Source organism: Anaeromyxobacter sp. Fw109-5 (genome assembly GCF_000017505.1).
Taxonomy (GTDB): Bacteria; Myxococcota; Myxococcia; order Myxococcales; family Anaeromyxobacteraceae; genus Anaeromyxobacter.
Genome location: NC_009675.1, coordinates 2,118,564 through 2,142,139, shown reverse-complemented (window position 1 = coordinate 2,142,139; position 23,576 = coordinate 2,118,564). Strand labels below are relative to the sequence as shown.

Below are 23,576 nucleotides of genomic sequence, written 5' to 3'. Positions count from 1 at the left end.
CTCGACACGGTTCGTGAAGACCACGATCCGCGCGGAGCGGGAGAGAGCACGGCGCGTGCCCGGAGCGGCGCCGTGTCGGACCGCGGGCGAACCGGAAGACCGGCGGGTCACGATGAGTGAAGGATGGGGGAATTCCCCCATCGCCGCTCGAGGTGGGGCAACTGCCTCACCCGGCGGTGCGACCCGCGTCCACGGGACACGCATCCTCCCGAGAGTGTTAACTTTTCGGCGTTACGTGGGGTGCTAACGCGTTAACGGAGCGTTCCGGGATCGGCCACCGGATCACCCGCGCAGCCGGGGGATCCGTGGCCTCGGCCGTCAGCGGGTCGCGCCGCCCTCGCCTCCCAGGGCGGCGACACACCGCGGGAGGTGGACGACGAACGACGTCTTGCCCGGCGCGGACTCCAGGTGGACGCGGCCCCCGTGCGCCTCGGCGACCGATCGCACGATGAAGAGCCCCAGGCCGAGCCCCGTGCCGTGTCCGCTCGGCCCCTGCCGGAACGGCTCGAAGATCCGGGCTTGCGCCTCGGAGGGGATCCCGGGACCCTCGTCGTGCACCTCGAGCCGGACCTCCTGCGGGGTGCCGACTGCGCGCACGAGCACGGTCGTTCCGGGCGGCGCGTAACGGAGCGCGTTCGAGAGCAGGTTTCCGACCACCTGCTCGATGCGCTCCGGATCGAACGTGGCGCGCGTGTCACCGTCGCGCTCGAGGTGGATGAGCTTCCCGTCGCGATCCCGGAGCTCGTCCGTGATGCGCTGACACGCGTCGAACAGATCGGCCTCGCGGGTGGCGATGGGGACGGAGCCGCCGGCTTGCAAGCGGCTCCAGTCCAGCAGATCGCGGATCAGCCGCTCCATCCGCCGCCCCGAGCTGACGATGCGCCGGACCATCGCCCCCGCATTCGGCGGTAGCTCGAGCCGTGCGAGCGCCCACGCCGCGGTGAGGATGGCGCCGAGGGGGTTCCGCAGGTCGTGGCTCACCACCGCCATGAGGCGCCGCTGCACGACGAGCGTGCGCTCGCGGTCCGCCCGCGCGGCCTCCCGCGTGCGAATGTCGTCGCGCACGAGCCGGGCGGCGAGGAGGATCAGCACGAGGAGCACGCCGACCGCGGCGACGAACACCGCGTTGGAGACGAGCACGGTCCGCTTCCACGCGGCTTCGCGGCCCTCGTGCGCGCGTTGCTCGTCCTCGTCGATCCGACCGAGCATGGTCATCGCGCCCTCGAGGACCTCCCTCGCGGCGTTCGCCGTCTCGAGGGCGCGAGCCCCGGGGAGATCGCCGGCGTCGACGAGCGCCACGAGGCGGGCCTGCTCCGCGCGGATCTCGTCCACGGCCTCCGCGATCCTTGCGATGCGCGGCTTCTGCTCGGGGTGCGCTTCGGAGATGCGCTGGAGGTCCGCGAGCGCGGGCAGCACCTTCGACCAACCGCTCTGAAACAGGTCTCGATGGCGCGGGTCGTGGTCCTCCACGTGCGCCCTGAGCGCGACGTCCGAGACGAGCAGGGCGGACTCGAGCTCCTCGATCGCGTGCTGCGCCTCGGCCGTGTGCCGGACCAGCGCGCTCGCGGAGTCGCGCGCCGAGAGCGCGACGTAAGACGCGCCGGAAGCCGCGGCGAGGCTCACGAGCGCGGCGCCGAAGCCGATCGCGATCCGCGCCGGAAGGCCCGGCCAGCGCAGCTGCGAAGGTGTCCCCTCCGGGCGGGCCACGAGTCACCCGATCCCATCACGCCGAGCGCCTGCGTTCACGAGGTTGCGCTGTGGCTCATTGCCACAGGTCGCGGGTCGCGAGCTCACGCGTCGGCGTCGAGCTGGGAAAAGAGGCGGCTCCCGTACACGAGGGAACCTCTGCGGGAAACTTTCGGCGCCGGAGCGAACCGGGCCGCGCCGCACGGAGTTGCCCGCGAGGCGCCAACGGGTTGCTGGCGCCGCCACGCCCGACTCGCTTCACGCTCAGCGCGAGTACCCCATCGAGCGGTGGATCGCATGCGCGCCGCCCTGCCAGCCTGGCGCGAAGCCGTTGGTGGGTCGTCACCGAGGACGTCCCTCGGAACCCCCCTCCGGTGGGCCTTGGGGGGCCGGCATGAACGTTCGATCACTCGCTGTCGCCTGTAGCGCACTTGTCGCACTCGCATGCGGTTCGCGGAAGTCGGAATTGCCGAGTCCATCGGTAAACATCCGCGTGCAGGCCGCAACCGCGACGACCACTCTCTCGCGGGTCGAGATTGAAATCCAGCCCGCGAACATCGTGAGCAATCTGACGCTCAACACGGACGGTTCGTTTGGCGGCGCAATATCGGTACCGGCCGGAACGCACTCCTTCACGGCGCGCGCGTATACCGGCACTCCGCCATACGAGGTGCTAGTCGGCACCGGCACCACCGAGGCGACGATCACGGCTGGCAACTCCACGCTGGTCGTCATCAAGATTCTGGACGACACGGGCCCGCTCCCTGGGGGCGATCACGGACCGATCATCACGAGTCTCGCCATCTCCGACTTGGGCCCGTTCGTCGCGGAGGCCATCACGCTTACAGCCGCGGCCGTCGACCCGGACGCGGACGCCGTGACGTTCTCCTGGACGCAGAGCGAGGGGTGCTCTGGTACATTTTCCTCCCCGGCGTCGGCCACGACCCAGTGGTCGGCCACCACCGCGGGAGCCTGCACGCTGACACTCACCGTGTCGTCGCGATCCCTGACCGACACGATCAGCCTTGTCATCGTCGTATCGGACCTGGGCACCGCAAACATAAGCGGGTACTTCGTTCCGAACCCGTCTTTCGTGAATGTTGCCGTCGCGAACCGCCGCAACCCGAACCCCAGCAACGTGTGCAACGTCCGGAGGGTCGGAGCAAACTGGTCGTGCGAGATCGATTGGCCTACGGGACAGGATCTGCAGATTGAATATCTCGCCCACGTCGGGACCCAACCGAGCGATCCGGACGCGTCGCTGTCGATCGACTGTGGCGGAACGGAAACGTCCCAGGCTGCGCCGCAGACCGAGCTTCTGCCGACGGCACCGGATGGCCACTATTGGCGACTCTTCTATTGGACTGCCCCGTCGTCACCTACAGTTTGTATGCTGACGGCGCGCCTCGTGAACGAGGGGCTCACCGACACGATGACGGTCGCCGTGAACATCGTGGAGCCGATCTGCCGCGACGACATGCGCGAGACGGACAACACGCTTGCGAACGCCGCCTGGGGCTACACGCCGGTCCCCACCGCGCCGACCACCACGATCGAGGCTGTCCCGAACGACGAGGACTGGATGTACGTGATCGGGACTCACATGGACTTCACGGGACTGACCGTCGTCTCCAGCAATGCGGGACTGTCCGTCGAGTTGTGGGCGATGAACGCAGGTTCGGGGGAGGAGCGGATCGCGTTCGGCACCGGGCGAGCGGAGGTGTCCGGCCGCGCTCCAGGGACGAATTACTGGGTGCGCGTCGTTCCCGACCCCGCGGCCACGGGGTGCGCGCTGCCCTACTACCTGACGCTGACCGCGGTCCCTTGATCTCGCAGCGATGACATCGGCGCACTCGCGCCACAACCGCTGAGTCGCAGGTCAGGCGGCACGGGGCCGCTCCGGAGACGGGGCGGCCCTTCTCGCGTTCCGAGAGGCTGGCCATGTGTCCCCGGCGAAGGTCCCGCGGTCGTCCGCGGCGCCCGACGCGTGGCTCGCGGAGCAGTCGCGCTGACCGCGTTACCCATCCGGTTACCCAGGGGAGCCCGCAAAGGAAAAAAACGGGAACTCAGCGCGCGGCTGAGCTCCCGTCTTCATAGGCCCGGTCAGGATTGAACTGACGACCCCTACCGTGTCAAGGTAGTGCTCTACCACTGAGCTACGGGCCTGTCGTCCGCGACAACGAGGCGCGTTTATAGCCGGTTTCCGGCCGGAGTCAACTGGTCGCTCGGCGGTCCGGAGCGGCTCGGCATTCCCCCGCTTCCAGGAGCTCACCCTTCGACAGGCTCAGGGTGAGCGGGTCATCGCGCGGCCCCGTTCTCTCCGCAGGCTCGGGGTGGGCGGAACGTCCCGCGCCATTCTCTCTCCACGGCTCCGGGTCAGCGGGTCAATCGCGCCGCCCGTCTCGCCGAAGCCGTCAGAAGAACACGTCCTCGGTCGGCCGGGCGATCCCCCGCCACTCGCGGAGCCGGGCGCGGGGGCGGCCGTCGACGTACTCGACGTGGGCGTACGTGAGCTGCTCCGTCCTGCCCAGGTTGCCGACGTCGAGCGAGGTCATGGCGTTCCAGGTGCCGGTGTTCACGTAGACCTTGTCGCGCGCGTACTCGCGGTACACCGGCACGTGCGTGTGGCCCATGATCACGGTGTTGTAGCCCTTGCGCGAGAGCAGGTGCCGCGCCTCGTGCTCGAGGGTGGGGAACGCCGTGTAGCGCAGGAGCCGCTTCGCGAGGTCGGCGAGCGGCATGGGATCGAGGTGCGGGATGCGCTTCAGCGCGGCCGCCGCGGCGAAGCCCACGGAGCGCAGGGAGATCCGCAGCACCGCCTCGGGATCGTTGAGGATCGCCCAGCGGTAGTAGCTGGCGAACGGCGCGACCTTGTCGATGTATGGCCGCTGCGCCTTCTCCTCGTTCAAGACGGAGATGATGTAGCGCGAGCCCAGCGGCAGGTTGAGGAACAGCTCGCCGTTGCGCTCCCGGAAGTAGCGGTTCGGGTTGAAGGCGTTCATCGGCTCGCGCTGCATGCCGTGCTCGACGTGGACGCCGTCGAAGTCGTAGCTGTCGAGGAGGAAGCGGTGGGCGCCGCCCACCCGGCGCGCGATGATCTCCCGGACCCCGGCGAACAGCAGGCCGGGATCGTGGTTCCCCATGATGAACGTCACGCTCCGCCGCGGATCCCCGGCGAAGCGCTCGAGCGCGTCGAAGACGAGGGGGTGGCCGCGCAGGATGGCGTCGGTCTTCTCCACCGCCACGCGCTCGGTGATCGCCTCCTGCAGGCGCCCGTCCAGATCCACGGAGAGCAGGTTGAAGAAGTCGCCGTTGACGACCAGCTCGATCTCCGCGCCCGCGAACTCCCCCTCGCGGTGGTAGTCGAGGAACTCCGCGAACTTCCCGTCGTGCCGGAAGTCCTCGAACACGTTCACCGAGCCGTCCTCGCGGTAGGGGCCCTTGCCGAGGTGGAAATCCGAGACGACGAGCTTGAGCTTCCGGGGGGCCATCACCCGGTAACTTATTCATGTCCGCTCGTCCGGGAAGCGACCGGCAGCCGCTATCGCTCACCGAGATGGGGCGCGCAGCGCCCGGACGAAGAGCAGGAAATACTGACCGAACGACACCGCGACGCACTCCGCGGTCAGGAGCGCCCACGCCGCCACATAAGGGGCGGCCACCGCGGCGGGGTAGCCGCCGTACTCGCCGGCGAGCGCGAACACGACGGTCGCGGCGACCCCGAACGTGGCGTACTTGCCGATCCGGGTGGGGGCGATCGGCACCGGGTGGCGGGTGGTCCGTAGCAGCACGGCCCCGGAGATCTGCAGGGCGTCCCGCGAGACCACGACCACCGGGAGCCACCACGGCAGGCGCCCGGTGGCGGCGAGCGCGATGAGGGCGCACGCGGCGAGGAGCTTGTCGGCGAGGGGGTCGAGGATGGCGCCGAGCCGGGTGTGCTGGCGGAGAGCGCGCGCGACGAGCCCGTCGAGGACATCGGTCGCCGCGGCCGCCGCGAACGCGGCGAGCGCCCGCAGCCGATCCCCGCTCACGTACAGGACGAGGAACACCGGCGCGAGCACGATGCGGAGCGCGGTCAGCCCGTTGGCGAGCGTGTACGGCCCGGGCTCGCGCTCGCCGGGCTCCCCTCCCCGCTCGACGTCGTCTCGCACTCGCCGCTCCGTCAGAGCCGGTCCCGGAGCGCGCGGAGGGCCACGAATCGCGCTGCGTCGGTGAGCTCGCCCCCCTCCGGCGAGCGGGCGGCGATCGCGTCCCGGATGGAAGGCTTCGCCACGCGGAGGAACGGGTTCACCTCGCGCTCCTCCGCGAGCGTGGACGCGGGCGGCTCCGCCCCGGCCGCGCGCGCCCGCTCGACCACCTCGAGCCTCGCGCGGGCGGCCGCGTTCCCAGGCTCGAGCGCGAGCGCGAACGGCAGGTTCGCCTCCGCGTAGTCGTGGCCGGGATGGACCTCGAGCGCTCCATCGAGCGCCGCGATGGGCCCGAGGAAGCTCTGCGCGAGCCGCGCGGGATCGCCGCCGTGGCGGCAGTTGCCGCAGCCTCCCCAGAAGAGCGTGTCGCCGGTGAGGAGCTTGCCGCGCCAGGCGAACAGGACGGAGCCCGGGGTGTGCCCCGGCACCTCGTGCACGGCGACGCGCAGCGCGCCGAGGGCGAGCGTCCGGTGACCGGCGACGTCCCGGTCCGGCGCGAACCAGGCCGCGTCCGCCGCGTGGCCGAGCACCTCGGCGCCGAGCGCGGCCCGCACCTCCGCCGAGCCGCCCGAGTGGTCGAGGTGGCCGTGGGTGTGGAGGACGAAGCGCGGCCGCACGGCGTGGTCCGCCGCAAGGGCGAGCGCCACGGCCGCGTCGCCGGGATCGACGAGGACCGAGTCCTCTCCCTCGGCGAGCAGGTACACGTAGTTGTCGCGGTGGTACCGGCGGCGGTCGAAGATCACGCCCCTCTCCTACCGCGGCCCGCCCGCCCGTGTCAGACGTCGTGCGGGTAGTGCGAGAGCCCGATCCGGTTCCCCTCCGGATCGTGGAAGTAGACGGTCCAGCGGGTGCGGTGCACGACCCGGACGCCCGCGGCGTCGAGGCGGTCCTCCCAGGCACCCCGCTCGGACGGGGCGATGCGCAGGGAGAGCAGGTGCAGCCCCGCCCGGCCGTCCTTCCACGGCCGCCGCTCCGGCGGCTCCTCGGCCCGCTCCAGCGCGAGGAACGCGCCCTCGCCGTCTCCCAGCGAGAGCCAGACGCTCCTGTCGCCCCCGCCGTCGCGCGGCCAGCGCTTCAGGACGGGGAGGCCCAGGACCTCGCGGTAGAAGGCCTCGCAGCGCTCGAGGTCCGCGCACTGGACGGCGACGTGGTGGAAGGCGAGCGGCACGGGGCCCAGGGTAGCGCCGGGTCGGGCGCGATGCCACGCCGCGACCGGCCGCTCTCGCTCGACAGGCTCGCCGTGCGGCGCCGACGAGCACCGGGATCCCGCACCCCGCGTGCCGAACGCCCAGCGCGCGCAGCGGCGTTACCATCTCCCGGTCGATGCCCTCACCGGAGCCACCGATGCTCGTGAACTGCGTGGCGTACCAGAACGGGAAGAAGCTCGCCGACATCCCCGTGGAAGAGATCGGCCGCTACGTGAGCAGGCCCGAGTGCTTCGTCTGGGTCGCGCTCAAGGACCCCGAGCCCGCCGAGCTCCTGGCGATGCAGCAGGAGTTCCACCTCCACGAGCTCGCGGTCGAGGACGCCCAGCACGGCCACCAGCGCCCCAAGCTGGAGGAGTACGGCGACTCGCTCTTCTTCGTGCTGCACACCGTCGAGCTCGAGCGCGGGGCGATCTCCCTCGGAGAGGTCGACGTGTTCGTCGGGGCGAACTACGTGCTGTCGGTCCGCAGCCGCGCGAGGCTGGGGTTCGCGGACGTCCGCGCCCGCTGCGAGCGCGAGCCGGACCTCCTGAAGCACGGCTCGGGGTTCGTGCTGTACGCGCTCATGGACGCGATCGTCGACCGCTACTTCCCGGTCGTCGAGGAGATCGAGTCCGAGCTCGAGCGCGTGGAGCAGCAGATCTTCGCGGGCGCCCCCGTGCGGGCGAGCGTGGAGGCGCTCTACGGGCTCAAGCAGAAGCTGACGGCCCTCCAGCACGCGACGCGCCCGATGCTCGAGGCCACCGGCAAGCTCTTCGGCGCGCGCGTGCCGTCCGTCTGCTCGCGCACGCAGGAGTACTACCGCGACGTCTACGATCACCTCCAGCGCATCAACCAGTCGATCGACAGCCTGCGAGAGATGGTCAACACCGCGACGTCCGTGAACCTGTCGCTCATCTCGCTCCAGGAGAACGAGACCACGAAGCGTCTCGCCGCCTACGCCGCCCTCGTCGCCGTCCCCACGCTCGTCGCGGGGCTGTACGGGATGAACTTCGAGCAGATGCCGGAGCTGCACTGGGAGCTCGGCTATCCGATCACGGTCTTCGCGATGGTGGCCATCGACGTCTACCTGTTCTTCCGCTTCCGCCGCGCCGGCTGGCTGTGACGGAGGCAGCAGCATCGCCTCGTGGTACGAGCGAACTCCTCGGCGACCGTGGTAGATTGCCGTCCCCGTGCGGCCCCCCCTCTCCGGCAAGCGACTCCTGCTCGTCGCCGAGGACCGCGAGCTCGCCGCCGTGATCGCCGGCGCCGCCGCGCGCCTCGGCGCCGAGGTCTCGGGCGTGAAGAGCGGGCGGGCCGCCCTCGCGGCCGTGGCCGCGCGCGCCCCCGACGCCGCCGTGCTCGACCTGCCGCTGCCGGACGTCCGCGGCAGCGAGCTGCTCGAGGCGCTCCTCCGGGCGGGGGTGGCGCCCATCGTCGTGTCGGGCGTGCACCGCGGCGCCCGCGCCTTCGAGGAGGTCCGCCGGCTCGGGGCGCACGACTTCTTCGAGAAGCCCTTCGAGGTGGAGGCGGTGGTCGCCGCCGTCGCCCGCGCGATAGGCGCCGAGGCGCCCCCGCTCGCCGAGGCCCCGGACGAGGTCACCGGGGGGCGGCCGCTCGAGCGCGACGAGATCCCCGACGCGGTGGCCGCCTCCTTCGCGGGCCAGGACGCGGACGTGGCTCCGGCGCCGGTCGCCGGGCTCGCCCTGCCCCTCCCGGCGGCGCGCTCCGGCCACGCTCCGTCCCTCGACGCTCCGCCCCGCCCCGCCGGCGAGCTCGGCGAGGCGAGCGTCCCGAGGCTCTGCGTCGCGCTCCACGTCGGCCAGGCGACGGGCGCGCTCACGCTGGAGCGCGGCCCCGTGCGCAAGCTCCTCCTCGTCGAGCGCGGCGTGCCGGTGTACGCCGCCTCGAACGTCGCGGCGGAGCGGTTCTCCACGATCTGCGTGCGGCGTGGCGAGGTGACGCCCGAGGCGGTCGAGACGATGTCCCGCGCGGCCCCGGATGAGCGGCTCGGCGACGCCCTGGTGGCGCGCGGGCTCATGACGGCGGAGCGCCGTGTGGCGCTCGTTCAGGCCCAGGTGCGCGCCATCGTCTGGTCCACGTTCGAGTGGCGCGAGGGACGGTACGCCTTCCAGCCGGGCCGGCCGCCCGAGGGCCGCGTCGACCTGCGGCTCCCGATGGCGGACCTGGTCCTGGAGGGCATGCGGCGCGCCTCGACCCTGCCGTGCCTGCGCGCGGAGCTCCCCGCGCACGCGCACCTCGCGCCCTCGCCCGATCCCGCGTTCGAGCTCTACGCCCTCAAGCTCCGGCGCGAGGAGGCGAAGCTCCTCGCCCTCGCCGACGGCACGAAGGGCGTGTCGGACCTGGTGCGGCTGTCGGAGGTCCCGGAGCGCGACGCGCTCGCGTTCCTCCAGGCATGCCGGGTGATGCGCGTGCTCGACGAGGTGGAGCGCCTGCTCGCGGGCACGCGCCGCATCGGCTTCATGTGAGGGCGCTGGCGCGCCGCCGGGCAGCCCGCCGCGCCGCCGCCAGCGCCACGACGACGAGCGGGAGCCACGCCCCGGCGCCGGGCCCGCCCGACGCACAGCCGTGCCCGGGCAGCGGCGCACCCCCGCCCCGCGCCTCGGCGGCGGGGCCGAGGAGGTGGTCGCCCTCGGAGCGGACCTGCACGGCCGAGGCGCCCGGGCCGCCGGTGCCGCGCACGGGGAGCTCGATCGTCACCTCGGAACCTGCGGGAGGCAGCGTTTCGAGGACGAGCTCGGCGCCGTCCGCGCGAACCTCGAGCACGGTCGCGCCGTGGACGCGCGCCGTGCCGGCGGGGGTGACGCCGTCGAGGCGGTGCTGAATCCTCACTCGCGGGAGCGCCGTCCCGAGGCGGCTCCGCAGCCGCGTGCGCAGGAGGGCGACCTCGCCTGCCCCGAGCGCCACCTCGTCCGACTCGTGCGCCACGTCGACGAGCGCCGTCGCGTCGAGGGCGAGCGCGAGGGTGGCAGGCGGGCTCGTGAGCCCGCTCGCGTCCGACGCGACGAGCGTCACGGACGGCCTTCCGGCGAGGAGCTCCGGATAGCTCGCCTCGGGCAGCGCGAGCGCGCGCCGCGAGTGCCCTGCGCTCTCCTCGGGCGCAGCGAGCGCTCCCGCGGGAACGCCGCTCGCGGACCACTGGAACGCCACCTGGGTTCCGCACCCCGTCCACGCCTCGCCCTCGAGCACGGCGCTGGTCCCGCCCGGCGGGAGCGCGAGCGTCCCCGGTGGCGCTCCGCCCACGAGGGCGAGCCTCGGCGGCGCGAGCCGCACCTTCACCGCGCCCGCCACCTCGCGGAAGACGCCCTCCGCGTCCGTGGCGCGGGCGACCACCGGAACGTCGCCTCCGGGTCCGCACAGGAGCGCGCCCGGGATCGTGACCGCCGGCCCGAGCCCCGCGGGCGTCGCCGCCGCGCCCACGAACCACTCGACCGTGACCGGCCCCTCCGGATCCCGCGCCTCGACCGCCATCGCGTGGTCCGCCCCGCGCTCCGCTTCCCCGGGGCTCCCCGCCGTCCACGCGATCGTGGGCGAGCCGTCGTCGAGATCCGGGTAGACGAGCAGCACGCTCGCGCCGGTGGTCGGGTCCTCCGCCAGGGCGACGAGATCGGGCGCGGTGGAGCCGACCACGTCCGCCGCGACGAGCTCCCGGATGGAGAGCCCGAGCGCGTCTCCGCGCCAGGTGGCGAGGCGCGCGCCCTCCGGCCAGAAGACGACGACCTCGCCGAGATCGCGGTCCCAGACGGCGGCTCCGGGCGATCCGCCGACCGACACCCCGCGCAGCGTCACCGGATCGACGAGCGGCTGGAGGTCGAGGTGACGGGTGAGGTTCGACCAGGGCGTCAGGTCCAGGGCGAGCGGATCACCGCCGTTCCGGATCGAGACGAGCGCGCCGTTCACGTCGGGGAGCACCGTCGAGACCGCCAGCGAGAAGACGAGGTCGGGGACGCCGTCCAGGTCCACGTCCACCGCGGCGACGCCGTGAACATCCCCCTGCCGGACCCCGGCCGGCAGCCACGCCGGATGCGCCTCGAGGACGTGCTCGCCGACCTTCACCGCGGTGAGGTGGACGCCCCCGAGCCCGGCGCCCGCGTCCGGAGGGCTCGCGTGCACGAGGAGCTGAACCTCGCCCAGCCCGGGCAGGGCGAGATCGTCGAGCCCGAGCGCGCGGGCGGTGGCGCCGAGCCGCAGCGGGTACACCTGGTCGGCGAGCCCGACGCGCGAGAACACGGGCTCGATGGTCCAGCGCGCCGCGTCGGCGCTCTGGCAGCCGCGGAGATCCACCGCCTGCACCGCCCCGGCCGTCGAGCCTCCCGTTCCGACGGGCGCCACGATCACGTCGCCGCCCGGGCGGAGCCGCGCCGCGGTGACGGTGGGGGCGCCGCCCGGGAAGAGCCCGCCCACGACGCAGAGCGCGCCCGGCGACGCGGCCCACGACACCGACACCCCGTCGGCCCGGGCGAATACGAGATCGGCCCGCGCCGCGGCCGGATCCCCGAGGAACGCGGCGGCGACGTCGCGGGCGCTCGCGTCGATGAAGCGCCCTGGCGAGGCCGCGGCGGCGAGGCGCCGGTGCGGCCGCAACTCTGCCCCCGCGCCGGTGGACGAGAGCAGCAGGACGTCGGCCGCCGGGGCGTCGCCGGCGATCGGCGCGGCGAGCAGCTCCGCCCGCTGCACGAGCGAGAGGCGCATCGGGTCGGCCCGCAGCTGCGCACGGGCAGGGGCGGCGAGGCCGAGGACGAAGAAGGCGGCGAGGATCGGGCGCGGCATGGTCAGTAGGCGAGCTGGGCGCGCAGGAACACGCGCCCGTCGTCCTCGTCGGGGGCGATCCCGTCTCCGGAGAACCCGAGGAACGTGTAGCCGAGCGCGATCCGGCTCTGGCCGGCGCGCACGCCGGCCTCGCCGCGGACGGCGTCGAGGTCGCCGAGGGGCCGTCCCGCGAGCGGGGAGCGCCGGGCGTACTCCGCGGCGACGTCCACCGGCCCCATGACGCGCACCTCGGCGCGGACGCTCGCGGCGATCCGATCGTCGCGCTCCCCCGCCGCCTCCTGCCACCCGATCGCCGCCGCCGCACCGAGCGCGAGCCGCGACGCGACGTCCGCCGTCGCCGCGAGGCGGGCGACGAGGGCGTCGCGGTGCTCTGCGTCCGGCCGCTGCTCGGCGATCCTCGCCACCGTCGCGAGCAGCGCGCCGCCCTCGAGCCGGAGCGCCGCGCCGGCGGCGGCCTCGAAGGCGAGCGCCTCGCGCGGGCCGCCGGCGTGCGCCCACGTCGCGCGCGTCGACAGGGTGAGCCGCTCGGCAGCGCGCCACTCGGCGGACCCGCCCGTCGCGACCTGCGCGTCGTCGCCCTCGCGCCGAGCCTCGCCCCGGAGCGCCAGGCGGAGCGGCCCGCGGACGAGCGCCGCCGCGCCGGCCGCGCCCGTGCGCTCGACGTCGTCGCCGTCCGGCCGCAGGCGAGCGCCGCGCTCGGCGGTGACCGTCAGGGTGAGCCCGCGCAGCGGCGAGACGCTCGCGCCCACCACGCGCGCGGCGCGCAGCCCGAACGCGTCGCGCTCGAGCTGCTCCTCGGTGAACACCTCGGCGGCTCCGGCGCGCGAGCGGGCGCCGAGCGCGCTCCCCGAGGAACGGAAAGCGGAAGGCGCGTCGGGATCCACCGTGTACGTCCAGTAGATCGCCTCGCCCTCGCGGCCGCGCTCGCCGGAGAGCAGCACGCGCGGGCCGAGCTCCGGCCCCCAGCCGCCCCGCACCGAGAGCCGCCCATCCCGGCTCCGCATCGTCGCGCCCGCGGCGGCGAACGTGGGATCGCGGCCGGCGCCGGAGACGGCGAGGCCCTGGTGGTGCGAGAGATCGAGGGAGAGGCCTGGCGCGGCCCGCCAGTCGGCGCGAACGCCCGCGGAGGACTCCTCGCCCGCCTCGGGCGCGACCAGCCGCGCGTGCGCGGCTTCCCCCGTGAGCGACAGCCGCCCCGCGCGCGTCGTCACGCGACCGGTGAGCCGCCGCGCCTCCGAAGGCGTCACCCCGCCCTCCTCGGCTGGGCCAGCGCCCTCGCGCTCGGCGTAGGTGGCGGAGGCGGTGACGCTCCGGGCGCTCCCGCCCGCCTCGACGCCGCGCTCCCGCGCCGCGACGGGCTCGGCGAACTCGAAGTCGGCATAGCCCGCCTCGCGCTCCCGCCACCACGCGGCGTAGCGCGCCGGCCCGAGCGCGCCGCTCGCCTCGACGTGCACCGCGCCCGCCTCGCCGCCGTCCACCTCCAGTGGCGCGAAGCCGACCCCGCCGTCGGGGCTCCGGCCGAAGGCGCTCGCCGCTCCGGTGCCGTACGGCGTGCCCCGGCTGTGGGCCGCCTCCGCGCGCAGCAGGAACGGCGCGCCGAGGTCGAGCGACGCCGTCGCCGCCCCGAGCCGGTAGCCCTGCTCCCGCTCCTCGTTTGCGCCGTGCGCGGAGAGCGACAGCGGTCCGACCGTCGCGCCGATCCGACCGCCGGCGAGGTCCTCTCCGTCGGGACCGGTCGCGGCGTGCTGGTAGTCGACCACGACGACCGCGCGCTGAGCGGCGAAGGGCTCGCCCGTGGCGAGCACCGGCGGCGCCGCCGCGGACGAGAGCGGCCGCGCGAGCACGATCCGGCCGCTCACCCAGTCCACCTCGTAGTCCTCGCCGCGCACCAGCACGCGACCGTCGCTCGCGCGCCCGGTCCACGGATCGCGCCACTCGATCCGCACGCTCTCGCTGCCGGGCACGACCTCGCCGTGCGAGAGCCAGAAGAAGGCGCCCCCCGTCGCGGTGAGCACGTCGTGGGCGACGCGCGGAGGTGCGTTCCCGGCGGCGTCGGTGCGGATCGTCGCGCCGAACGCGCTGGCCTCGAGCCGCACCGGCCCGAGGTCGCGCTCGCCGCGGGCCTTCGCGCCGAAGAGGGGCCGGTCGTAGCGACCGAGCTCCGCACCCGTGAGGCCGGCGCGGGCGTTGCCGAGATCGAGCCTCGCGCCGGGCGCCTCCACCCGCGCCCACAGCCGGCCCCGGCCAGGGTTGCGATCCCCGGCGGCGGCGTCGTCGCCGCTGGCGAGGAAGCTCCCCTCCGGATCGAGCGCGTGCTCGGCGACGAGGGCGTCGCGCGGCCGCGCCAGATCCGCGAAGGATCGCTCGCGATCGTCCACGTCCACGCCGGCGGCGTACTCGACGGACCCCGCCTTTCCCGCCGCGGTCGCGGCGCCGCGCGCCGTCACGAGGAAGCCTGCGTCGCCGCCGAGCGAGAGCTCCAGCTCGGCGACGCCCGTCGCGACGCGGAGGCCGTGCGCCCGCGGGAGCGGCAGCTTCACGGCGAGCGGCGTGGCGTCCGCCGCTAGCAGCTCCAGCGCCGCGTCCTCCGCGCCCGGCGGGACGAACGCCGCGAAGGCGCCGGAGGCGGTCGGCATTGGCGCGAGCCCCGCGAGCCGCACGCGGGCCCCCGCCGGTGCCTCGCCGTGCACGAGCGCGCCGCCGCCCGCCGCGGCAGAGGTCGTCAAGCCGATGACGCGCACGGGCGTCGCGGGCACGATCAGCTCGCCTCCGCGCGCCCGCGAAGCGCGGTGCACCCTCCACGAGTAGACGGCGAGCCCGCCGTCGGCCGCGACCACCACCAGCGGGAACACGTTGTCCCCTGGCGCGAGGCCGACCTCGGCCCGGAAGGTCCCATCCGTCGCGACCTCCGCCGGAGCGCCTGCGACGGTGACGCTCGCGCCCGGCGCGACGCGGGCCGCCAGCGCCCAGCCGAGGCGCCCATCCTCGCGCGGCGCCGGCGCAGTCGCCGCGCCCTCCGCAGGCTCCGCCTCCGCCAGCGCGGGCGGACTGGCGCGCGGCGGCGCGACGGCGAGGTCGACGCCCGCGGCACCGCCGGGGGCGAGCTCGAAGGCGCGGCGCACCCCCAACCCCTCCACGGCGACCACGTGCCCGCCATAGGCGGTCCGATCGCGCAGGACGATGCGACCGGTCCGCTCCAGCAGGTGGTAGCGCCCGCGACCGTCCGCGAGCGAGAGGCTCCCGTCCTCTCCCACGACGCGGGCGCCGGCGACGCCCGGCTCGTGCGCACCGCAGCGGCCGTCGCCGTCGAGGTCCAGGCACACGCGCCCGAGCACGGTGCCGGAAGGCTCCCGCTCCGCGCCGAGGCTCACCGCCTGCGCCAGCGCGGCGGCAGGCGCGACCGTGACGAGCCAGAGCAGCGCGCGCTTCATCATCACCTCGCGACCTCGAGCACCGCGGCGACGCCGGTCTCCGCGTCCACCACCGCGACGACGCCGGCGCCCTGCCCGAGCGGGGCCCGCCCCCCGTCGCCCGCGAGCTCCGCGGGTCCGACCGCGATCCCGCGGGCGCGCAGCACGACGCGACGGCCGGGCAATGGCCGCCCGTCCGCGTCCTCCACGCGCCAGAGCACCGTCCGTCCTTCGAGTCGCGCCACGACGTCCACCGGCGAGGCGGGGCGGAGCGCCACCTCGACCTCGCGGCCGATGGCGATCGGCGGTACCGGAGGCGCGATCCCCTCCCAGCCCGCCGCGCGCGCGCCGCCCGCGGCCACCACCGTCTCGGTAGCGCCTCGCGCCGGGACGCTCGCCTCGCCCCGGTCGTCGGTCAGCGCCTGCGCCCCCGAGCCGAAGCGCAGCGCAACGCCCGCGGCCGGACGCGCGTCCACCGTCCGCGCGGCTGCGATCCAGCGGCTCCCCTCGCGACGCAGGGTCACGGTCGCCGCCTCGGCGCCCGGCGTGAGCGCGAACCGGAGCGGAGCCGTGAAGCGCCACCCGCGGGCGGCGCGGGGCGCCACGAAGCGATCCGCCACGAGGAGCCCCGCGTCGGCGCCGGGGGGAGCCGTCGCGCTCCCGAGCAGGTCGCCGCGGGCGTCGCGCACCGGCGCCTCGGCCGCGGCCGTCGCGCCGAGCGGCAGGGGCTCGCGCGAGAGCGCGAAGTCGACACGATCGGGCGCCCCTGCGGCGAGCGCCAGCGGCACCTCGATCTCCGCCACCGCGGCGAGCCGCACCGCCACCACGTCGTCCTTCTCCGCGCCTCCCTTCGGCGCCCGGTACCGCGCCCGCTGGAGCGGACCGCGCCACGGCTCGAGGGGGCCGGCGCTGCCCGCCTTCGCGAAGCCCTCGAGCGGCGCCTCCGGATCCGGCTCGCCTCGCGGGTTCGCGGCGAGGCAGTGGAGGAGCGCCTCGCTCCGGCCGTCGGCCGGCAGGGCCGGCGGGAACGCGATGCAGGCGAGCCGCGCCTCCCAGGGGAGGCCGAGATCGAGCTCCGTCGCGCTCCGGTTTCCCGCCCGGTCCCGCGTGATCGCCCGCGCCTTGCGGACGCCGGGCGGCACGACGATCGGCACGCTGAACCGGCCCCGCCGGTCCGCGCGCGCCGGCCCGAAGGCTCGCGCCCCGACCACGATGGTCGTCCGCGCTCCGGGATCGGCAGCGCCGGGGAGCTCGACGGAGGCCGCGACGGGGAGCGCCAGGCCGCCCACCGCGCGAGGCGTCGGGCAGAGGGGACAGCGCGGCGACAGCGCGAGGACGGCGGCGACCTCCGGCCGCGAACCCGCGGCCGGCTCGTAGGTCGCGCGCCAGCGGCCGGGGCCGGCGGCCGCCGGCGCGGAGACGCGTCCCGGCGACGCGACGAGCACGGGGGGTGGCGCCGCCTCGTCCGGAGCGCCGTTCGGGCGCCGGACCTCGAGGGACAAGGTGACCGCTCCGTGCTCGCCCTTCACCGGCAGCAAGGGGTCGGTGGTGATGACGATCTCGCCGGGGGGCGGCTCCACCTCCGCCTCGGCGCGCGCCTCGCCCGCGGCGAGCGCCACGCGCTGCGCCCCCGTCGCCGGCGTGACGCGAAAGAGTCCCGGCGCGACCCGCTCCACGGCGGCGTCGCTCGCGGTGAGCTCGGCGCCCCCGCTCACCGCGACGAGCTCGCCATCCGCCGAGAGCGGCCAGGGTGGGAGGAAGATCTCCCCCGCGGTGAGCGCGAGCGCGAGGAGCGCGGCCGTCACGGCATCCCCTAGGCCCGGGTGCGCCGGCGCAGCCGCAGCAGCGCCAGCGCGCCGGCGATCGCCAGCCCATCGGCGCCGCCGCTCGCGCAGCCGCCTCGCCCGGGAAGCGTCGGTCCGTCTTGCTCGTCCTCGCCGCCGGGCGCGTCGTCGTCACCGTCGCCAGGAACCGTAGGCGTTGGCTCCTCGTCGGAGCCGTCGTCGCCGTCGTCGTCACCGCCAGGCCCGCCGTCGCCGGGCCCCTGGCCCGGATCGTCGGGCGGCGCCCCCGGGTCCTGGCCACCGTCGGGCACGGGCTCCGCGAGCACGCGCACGCGCAGGGACGCGCCGCGCTTCCCTTCCACTCCCGCCTCGAGGAGCCCCTCGCCTCCCCGCGCGATCCGACGGAGCTCGAGGTGCGCGCTGCCGGAGGCGAAGTCCCCCGGGACGGCCAGCGCCGCGCCGTCGAGCGTGGCCCAGGCAGAGGAGACCTTCGCGGCGTCGATGCACACCAGGATGGGCAGGTCGGCGCCGTCGCCGCCGGCGAACGCCACCGCGCCCGTGGTCACTGCGCCCGTGCCGCGCGTGAGCGTCAGCTCCGCGAGGACCAGGGCCCCCGGAGAGTCGCAGCGAATGCCGCTCGCTCCATCGTCCGCGACGGGGAGCGGCAGCGTGTAGAGGCCGACGTCCAGCCCTCCCGAGGTTCGCTCCGAGAACGCCACCCTGACGGCGTCGTCGTCCGCGGCGAGGTCGCCCAGGAGCTGCTCGCCTGCGTACGGGCGCGGCGCGTGGACGAGCCCGCTGCGCCACGCCCACAGGACGACCTGCGAGCGGCCCGACGACAGGTCCTCGAAGGCGACCCATTCGCCCGAGAGGCGCGGGCGCCGCTGCTCGCCCGGGAGCGGCAGCGCGGCGAGGAGCTGGCCCGCGCCGTCGTAGACCTCGACGTCGGTCGAGGTGTCCGCGACGGCGCGCGTGACCGCGACGCGCAGCGCGCCCGGTCCGCCGTCGATCGCCACCCCCGTGGCGCCGCCGGGCGAGACGACGCGGGCCTCGCCGCGCGCGAGATCGAGCAGCCGGACGGCGCCGCCGGCCGCCGCGTCCACGTACGCGACGGTGGTCCCGCTCACCGCCGGCGCGCGCTGATCGCCAGGGGCGGCGACGACGCCGCTCCGCGGCGCTCCGCTCCCGAACAGGAACCATCCGAGGTCGCGAGCGCCATCGCGCCCGACCTCCCAGACCGCGGCGGAGGTGGACACCGCCGGCGCACGCGCCCCGGGCTCCGCCGGAGGACGGAGGAGCGTCCCCGTCGCGAGGTACGCCACGGTGATGCCGGCGTCGGTGCGGTACGCGACCACCGAGCGCGCGAGGTCCGGGCTGTCCTCGTCGTCCGGACCGGCCGCGACCACCCGCGTCTCGCCGGTCGCGAGATCGCGCGCGAGCACATCGAGGCTGCCGCGCGTGCCGTCGGCGTACAGCACGTAGCGCCCGTCGATGGCGGGATCCGTCTGGTCGCCCGGCCCCGACGCGATCCAGGTGAACGTTCCGATGGGCGTGGCGCGCGCGACGTAAGGCGCGACGAGCGCCAGCGCGAGCGCGGCCATGTGGCTGCGAGTGAGCAAGCTTCCCCCGACGTGGATACCGGACGATATCGCGGCACCCTGTCACCCCCAACCCACCCCCGTGACCCAGGGCGCGTAGGGAAAGGTGAGATGAGTGGACTTTCTCGCCCAGGCGCCGACGGCGAGGACGATTCGGTGAACGCCCGCGCCCGCGCAGGCGGGCGCCTTCAGCTTCGCGTCGTACGCGGCGTTCGGCGTGTACTCGACCGCGAACGCGACATCATCGTGGTCGTCGTACAGCCCCTGGCCGCACGCCGCCTGGGCGCCGCCGTAGCGGAATCGCCCGCGGATCGCTTCAGCGCGCGCGGCGGGATCGGCGGCGGGCGCGAGCAGCGCGACGTGGGCCACGCGCATGCGCTCGGGGCGGCCGAGCTTCGCCCGGTTGTCCTCGAAGAACGTCCGCACCTCGTCGTCGGTCGGGAGCTGCTTCTTGAACGGCTCCTCGAACGCCTTCTCGATCTGGAGCCGAGCCAGCTCTTCCGCGTACCGACCAAGGACCTCCGGCGTACGATGGAGCCCCGCGGCTCCGCGTCCTGCGCCAGGAGCCGCACGCGGACGAGCTGCTCGACCGCGGCGCGGCGGTGCGACGGGTCGGGGATGCCGGAGATCGTCGCCCCTGCGTCAGCGACGCCGAGCTCACCGCCCTCGAACGTGGCGAGGCGCTGGTCCGCAGGGACGTCGTCGCCGAGGAGGCGCACCAGCGCGGTGACGTGGCCCGCGACGACTGTTCGCGGGGCGGCGCGTTCACCATCGGCGTCCACTCCAAGATGCCGACCTCGTCTGCCCAGCGCGCCTGGCACACGTACAGGAGCAGGAACTCCGACCCGACCGCGAGGGATGCGGCGAGAGCCACCAGGGCCAACGCGCGCCCCCTCCTCGCGACGGCAATCGAGACCGCAAGCGAAGCGAGCACGACGGCCAGTCAGGCGGTCTTCAAGACGGAACCTGGTTTGCACTCGCGGCTCAAAACCATCGCGGCCAGACTCCAGGCAAGACCATCGCGGCCCAGGCACCTACGACGAGAGCGATTCGCGTCATTGATTTGCGCTCCGGAGGGCGAACGAGGGAAGCGCGATCGGCACCCCCGAACGCCCGTCCCGTCTGGACGGCCTCGCGTGTTTCCTTCCTCGCGCCCTCGACAGCCATCCGATGCCAGAGATCTCGACGGCGATCGTCAGGGAACGGCGAGTCCCTGTTTATCGCACCGTGCGAATTCTGGTCGGCCCAACCGTACGGATCTCCGAGCGAGAAGCTGCCAGAGCGGATCTGAACGTTCTCACGGTCCATCCAGTTCCTGAACTCCGGGTTCCGCCGGGTCGCTCGGCGGCTGCGCGGCGAGCCCGAACGCGTCGGCCCGCTGCACACTGCGCGTGAAGGCACAGTAGAGGCTCGCAACGGTCGTCCCGTGCACAGGGGACGGCCGTGCCTGATGTCTCGCCGCGATCGAACCTCCGCCGGCGCCCGCTGACGCTCGGCGGCACGAGCTCGCTTCCGTCCGCGCGCCCGACGGACCGCGTCCGCACGCACGGCGAGGTCCCTTCCGCCGGTGACCACCGCACCAGCTACGCGGTTCGACCGACGCAGCAATGGGCTTGCAGCAATTTGACTCAATCCCCGAACGCACGAGCGACCCGTACAGTGCGCAAACGAGCGCGGAAGGACGCGCTCTGCGTCGGGGGGCGCCATGAGGAAGGCGGGGTATCGAAGCGCGGCTTCACGCGTAGCGATCGAGGGCACCACCCGTCATTCACTGATGGTATGTGTCACCTCGGGTCTCCTCGCGACGCTCCTCGCGGGCTGCGGCGGAGGAGACGCCTCGCTCGGAGAGACCGGTGCGGCCGGTACCTCCTCCCGGGTGACCGCGTCCGCCTACGGCGCTGCGACGACCGAGGCGGTGAACGCCTGCGTCCCCACGGGCGCGCACGGCGCGCACGCGGCCTCCGGGTTCGACTGCGCCGTCTGCCACGCGTGCGCGGGCGGGCTCGCCTTCGGCGAGGTCACCTTCCCGGGCGGAGCCACCACCGCCGGGGGCACGATGACGAGGGACGGCGGGACCACGACCTGCTCCGTCGGGTGCCACACCCCGCTCGGCGCGCCCTCGCAGACGATCGCCTGGAACGCGGGGCCCCTCGAGTGCACCTCCTGCCACTCGAACATCTCCACGATCGATCCGAGCGCGGTGCTCTCCTCGCACCTCGTGAACCCCGCCGACCCGAGCGCGACCTGCGAGTCGTGCCACGACGTCTCGCAGCACATGACGGGTCAGGTCATCCTCGCCGGTGGCGACGGAACGACCACGAGCAGCACCTGCGTGGGGTGCCACAGCGGCCAGGGCGAGACCCTCGGAGGCCAGACCCCGCCGCTGCTCGTCGGCTGGGACGACCTGGGCGGCGGCGACTTCCACGGCGACCGCGAGGGGACGTGCCGGTTCGACCGGCTGGACCGCTCCGGGCTGAAGACGATCGGGACGGGCGCGCTCGAGTGCCCTGCCGGGCAGCCGGACCTCCCGAACGCGCTGCGCATCACCTCTCGCTGGTGGTACGCGAGCGGCCTCTCCGGCCCGTGGGCGTGGACGTGCGACCTCGAGACGGTCGACGCCGCCGGAAACCGGATCGGCGCGATCCTGACGCGCCAGCCGTGCCCCGCGGGTACGTTCCTGAACTCCTCCTGCAACAACCCGCAGATCCCGACGGGCTGCTACCCCACCACCTGGGTGACGCGCGGCTTCGGCGGGTCGCTCTCGGCTCCGTTCGCCCGAGGACAGAGCGCCGTCGCGTGCGCGAGCTGCCACGACTTCCACTCCAGCGCGAACGCCTTCCTGCTCGCGTCGACGGTGAACGGCGTCGCCCTCCCGGCGGCCACCATCGACCGCGCCGGCGTCGGAGCGCAGGCGCTCTGCAACGCGTGCCACGAGGGCGAGCGTCACGAGGTCTGCAAGAGCTGCCACAAGGAGCTGTGGCTGAGCGACGGCGAGTACTCGTGGTTCGAGGGCGCGCCCGCCGATCCCGCGCCGGACGGCAGCGCCTGCTTCTACTGCCACGGCCACGAGGGCATCCGCTTCATGGCGGTCTCCTCTCCGGCGTACCCCGCCTCCGGCCACCCGTTCCGGATGGGTGGACAGAGCAAGGCTCAGCCCCAGTGCTCCCATTGCCACAGCGGCTGGGCGCCGCCGGCGACGGAGTACGTCGCTCCCGTCCTGTCGTCGACCCCCGCGGTCTCGGGGATCTCCGCGACGAGCGTCACCGTCTCGTGGACGACGGGCGAGCCGGCCACCACCTACGTCGAGTACGGCGTCGGCAGCGCCGGGTTCGTCGCTGGAGACGACGGGTTCGTGAGCGCGCACGCGGTGACGCTGTCGGGGCTCACCCCGGGGACGACCTACGTCTGGCGCGTCCGCTCGAGCGACCGCTTCCGGAACGTGACGGAGACGGCGCTGCAGACGTTCACCACGACGGCGGCGGCGGGCGTTCCGGTGCCCGACCTCGCCCCGGTGTACGCGGGCGTCCGCGTGGGCACGCACACGACGACCGCCTCCCTCGTCTGGACTCCGGTGACCTCGCCGTCCGGCACTACCCTCCAGTACGAGGTCCAGCTCGCCTCCGATCCCGCCTTCACCTACCTCGTGAACGGCTCCCTGGCTGGGCCGGGGATCCCGGGCTCGTCCGTCGGCGACTCCGGCTGGGTGAGCGGCACTCCGGCGACGTACGGCGGCCAGCCCGCGCTGAGCTACCCGGCGACGCTGACCAACATCCCCCAGGACGACTGCGGGGACTACGTCCCGAACGTCTACTACTGGCGCGTCCGGGCGCGCGATGCGCAGGGCGCCGTGTCCGACTGGTCGCCGGCCGGGACGTTCGGGGTCTTCGCCGGCGATCCGTGGTGCTGATGGTCGTGATCGCTCGGCTCGAGCCCGATTCCGCTCGCCCTTCGACAGGCTCAGGGCGAGCGGATCGGTGAATGCCGCTTCAGCGCTTCCTCTTCCACAGCCCGCGCGTGTCGAACCTCGCCGCGGGGGCGCGCGTGTCGAGGATCAGCACGGGGCTCTCCGCGCTCGCCTCGAGGCCGCCGACGTCACGGGCGCGCACGCTCAGGCGCTGCTCGCCCTCGCGCAGCACCACCGGGTGCGCGAAGCTCCCGTCCGGCTCCACCTTCACGCGCTCGGCGCCCAGCACCACCATCGCGCCCTGCGCCGTGCGGCCCGTCACGACCGGTCGCGCCTCCTTCGTCCGCCCCGCCGCAGGCCACTCCACCTCCAGCGACAGCTGCGAGGCGACCGGCGCGGGAGCCGCCGGTGGATGGCCGCCGGCCGCCATCGACCGCTGCCCCGCGCCCAGCGTGACCGCGATGCCGGCGGCACGCAGCGCGGCGCCGCCCTCCTTCACGGCGACGGACATCGACTCCCCATCCCGCCCGACGGAGAGCGCGCCGCCCTCGCTCCGGACCGTCGCGCCCGGCGGTCCCGCGACCTCGAGCGCCGCCTGCGCGATGCGCGCCGACAGGAGCCCGCCCTCGAGCCGGAGCCGGCAGAGCCCCGCCGACGAGGCGCCGACCTCGAGCCGCCCGAGCTCCTCGAGCTCCGCGGTGTAGGTCGCGCCTGCGACCTCCACGCGCGCGACCGCGCCGGTGACGACGGCGTCCCCCTCGTGCAGCGGATCGCCCGCCCGCGCAGGCACGGCGGCGCCGTTGCGGACCAGCGACACGTCGCCGTCGACCGCCAGGACGGCGAGCCTGAGCGGCGCTGCCGGTGCGGCGCCTGGCGCCACGGGCGCGGGGGACGGGTCGTCGGCGAGGATCACGACCGCCTCGCCTTCGCCCGGAGGCGGCCCCAGGATCAGCGCGTACGCCGCGCCCACCGCGGCGAGGAGCGCCGCGACGATCGCCCAGAACCGAATCCGATCGCGCCGCTCGTCCATGG

Annotated in this window: 15 protein-coding genes and 1 tRNA gene; 4 read left to right on the top strand and 12 right to left on the bottom strand. The window is 74.6% G+C overall.

Annotated features, from left to right (window positions below; genetic code table 11):
- Positions 1 to 318: 318 nt before the first annotated feature.
- Complete coding sequence (locus tag ANAE109_RS23395) at positions 319 to 1,707, bottom strand: ATP-binding protein (RefSeq protein ID WP_012096651.1); 1,389 nt, start codon at positions 1,705 to 1,707, stop codon at positions 319 to 321.
- Between the two features lie 472 nt (positions 1,708 to 2,179).
- Here ANAE109_RS23395 and ANAE109_RS09530 point away from each other — a divergent pair, with 472 nt between their 5' ends.
- Positions 2,180 to 3,514: a hypothetical protein gene (locus ANAE109_RS09530; protein WP_041448245.1), complete on the top strand. Its 1,335-nt coding sequence runs from the start codon at positions 2,180 to 2,182 to the stop codon at positions 3,512 to 3,514.
- A 266-nt stretch (positions 3,515 to 3,780) separates the two neighbouring features.
- On the opposite strand, the gene ANAE109_RS09525 is transcribed toward ANAE109_RS09530, so the two are convergent.
- From ANAE109_RS09525 to ANAE109_RS09505, 5 genes are all read right to left on the bottom strand, one after another.
- Positions 3,781 to 3,852: transfer RNA gene (locus tag ANAE109_RS09525), tRNA-Val, on the bottom strand.
- Positions 3,853 to 4,100: 248 nt separating this feature from the next.
- Complete coding sequence (locus ANAE109_RS09520) at positions 4,101 to 5,177, bottom strand: metallophosphoesterase (protein ID WP_012096649.1); 1,077 nt, start codon at positions 5,175 to 5,177, stop codon at positions 4,101 to 4,103.
- A gap of 57 nt (positions 5,178 to 5,234) precedes the next feature.
- Positions 5,235 to 5,837: a CDP-alcohol phosphatidyltransferase family protein gene (locus ANAE109_RS09515; protein ID WP_012096648.1), complete on the bottom strand. Its 603-nt coding sequence runs from the start codon at positions 5,835 to 5,837 to the stop codon at positions 5,235 to 5,237.
- An 11-nt stretch (positions 5,838 to 5,848) separates the two neighbouring features.
- Positions 5,849 to 6,616: a hydroxyacylglutathione hydrolase C-terminal domain-containing protein gene (locus tag ANAE109_RS09510; protein ID WP_012096647.1), complete on the bottom strand. Its 768-nt coding sequence runs from the start codon at positions 6,614 to 6,616 to the stop codon at positions 5,849 to 5,851.
- 32 nt (positions 6,617 to 6,648) lie between these two features.
- Positions 6,649 to 7,041 (bottom strand): VOC family protein, encoded by a 393-nt coding sequence (locus ANAE109_RS09505; RefSeq protein ID WP_012096646.1) that lies wholly within the window; start codon positions 7,039 to 7,041, stop codon positions 6,649 to 6,651.
- Positions 7,042 to 7,196: 155 nt separating this feature from the next.
- Here ANAE109_RS09505 and corA point away from each other — a divergent pair, with 155 nt between their 5' ends.
- Positions 7,197 to 8,183: a magnesium/cobalt transporter CorA gene (gene corA, locus ANAE109_RS09500; RefSeq protein WP_200860893.1), complete on the top strand. Its 987-nt coding sequence runs from the start codon at positions 7,197 to 7,199 to the stop codon at positions 8,181 to 8,183.
- Between the two features lie 67 nt (positions 8,184 to 8,250).
- The gene (locus ANAE109_RS09495) at positions 8,251 to 9,546 is read left to right on the top strand and encodes a DUF4388 domain-containing protein (RefSeq protein ID WP_012096644.1); all 1,296 of its coding nucleotides are present in this window, start codon (positions 8,251 to 8,253) and stop codon (positions 9,544 to 9,546) included.
- Here ANAE109_RS09495 and ANAE109_RS09490 read toward each other — a convergent pair.
- The 5 genes from ANAE109_RS09490 to ANAE109_RS09465 are packed head-to-tail and all read right to left on the bottom strand — an operon-like array spanning position 9,539 to position 19,066.
- Positions 9,539 to 11,848 (bottom strand): hypothetical protein, encoded by a 2,310-nt coding sequence (locus ANAE109_RS09490; RefSeq protein ID WP_012096643.1) that lies wholly within the window; start codon positions 11,846 to 11,848, stop codon positions 9,539 to 9,541. The genes ANAE109_RS09495 and ANAE109_RS09490 overlap by 8 nt on opposite strands.
- A 2-nt stretch (positions 11,849 to 11,850) precedes the next feature.
- Positions 11,851 to 15,282 (bottom strand): hypothetical protein, encoded by a 3,432-nt coding sequence (locus ANAE109_RS25285; RefSeq protein WP_012096642.1) that lies wholly within the window; start codon positions 15,280 to 15,282, stop codon positions 11,851 to 11,853.
- On the bottom strand, positions 15,282 to 17,063 hold the full coding sequence (locus ANAE109_RS09480) for a hypothetical protein (protein WP_012096641.1): 1,782 nt from the start codon (positions 17,061 to 17,063) through the stop codon (positions 15,282 to 15,284). The genes ANAE109_RS25285 and ANAE109_RS09480 overlap by 1 nt, the downstream gene beginning before the upstream one ends.
- Before the next feature lie 8 nt (positions 17,064 to 17,071).
- The gene (locus tag ANAE109_RS09475) at positions 17,072 to 18,643 is read right to left on the bottom strand and encodes a hypothetical protein (protein ID WP_049768562.1); all 1,572 of its coding nucleotides are present in this window, start codon (positions 18,641 to 18,643) and stop codon (positions 17,072 to 17,074) included.
- A 60-nt stretch (positions 18,644 to 18,703) separates the two neighbouring features.
- A complete protein-coding gene (locus ANAE109_RS09465; RefSeq protein WP_012096639.1) occupies positions 18,704 to 19,066 on the bottom strand; it encodes a hypothetical protein in 363 nt (120 codons plus the stop codon).
- Between the two features lie 1,450 nt (positions 19,067 to 20,516).
- Between ANAE109_RS09465 and ANAE109_RS09460 the strand changes: the two genes are divergently transcribed.
- Positions 20,517 to 22,547: a cytochrome c3 family protein gene (locus tag ANAE109_RS09460; protein ID WP_234945278.1), complete on the top strand. Its 2,031-nt coding sequence runs from the start codon at positions 20,517 to 20,519 to the stop codon at positions 22,545 to 22,547.
- A gap of 79 nt (positions 22,548 to 22,626) precedes the next feature.
- On the opposite strand, the gene ANAE109_RS09455 is transcribed toward ANAE109_RS09460, so the two are convergent.
- Positions 22,627 to 23,574: a hypothetical protein gene (locus ANAE109_RS09455; protein WP_012096637.1), complete on the bottom strand. Its 948-nt coding sequence runs from the start codon at positions 23,572 to 23,574 to the stop codon at positions 22,627 to 22,629.
- Positions 23,575 to 23,576 lie beyond the last annotated feature (2 nt).

Coding starts and splice junctions, on each gene's coding strand:
- ANAE109_RS09520 (WP_012096649.1), bottom strand. CDS start 5,177: ATGGCCCCCCGGAAGCTCAAGCTCGTCGTCTCGGATTTCCACCTCGGC.
- corA (WP_200860893.1), top strand. CDS start 7,197: ATGCCCTCACCGGAGCCACCGATGCTCGTGAACTGCGTGGCGTACCAG.
- ANAE109_RS09490 (WP_012096643.1), bottom strand. CDS start 11,848: ATGCCGCGCCCGATCCTCGCCGCCTTCTTCGTCCTCGGCCTCGCCGCC.
- ANAE109_RS25285 (WP_012096642.1), bottom strand. CDS start 15,282: ATGATGAAGCGCGCGCTGCTCTGGCTCGTCACGGTCGCGCCTGCCGCC.
- ANAE109_RS09475 (WP_049768562.1), bottom strand. CDS start 18,643: ATGGCCGCGCTCGCGCTGGCGCTCGTCGCGCCTTACGTCGCGCGCGCC.
- ANAE109_RS09455 (WP_012096637.1), bottom strand. CDS start 23,574: ATGGACGAGCGGCGCGATCGGATTCGGTTCTGGGCGATCGTCGCGGCG.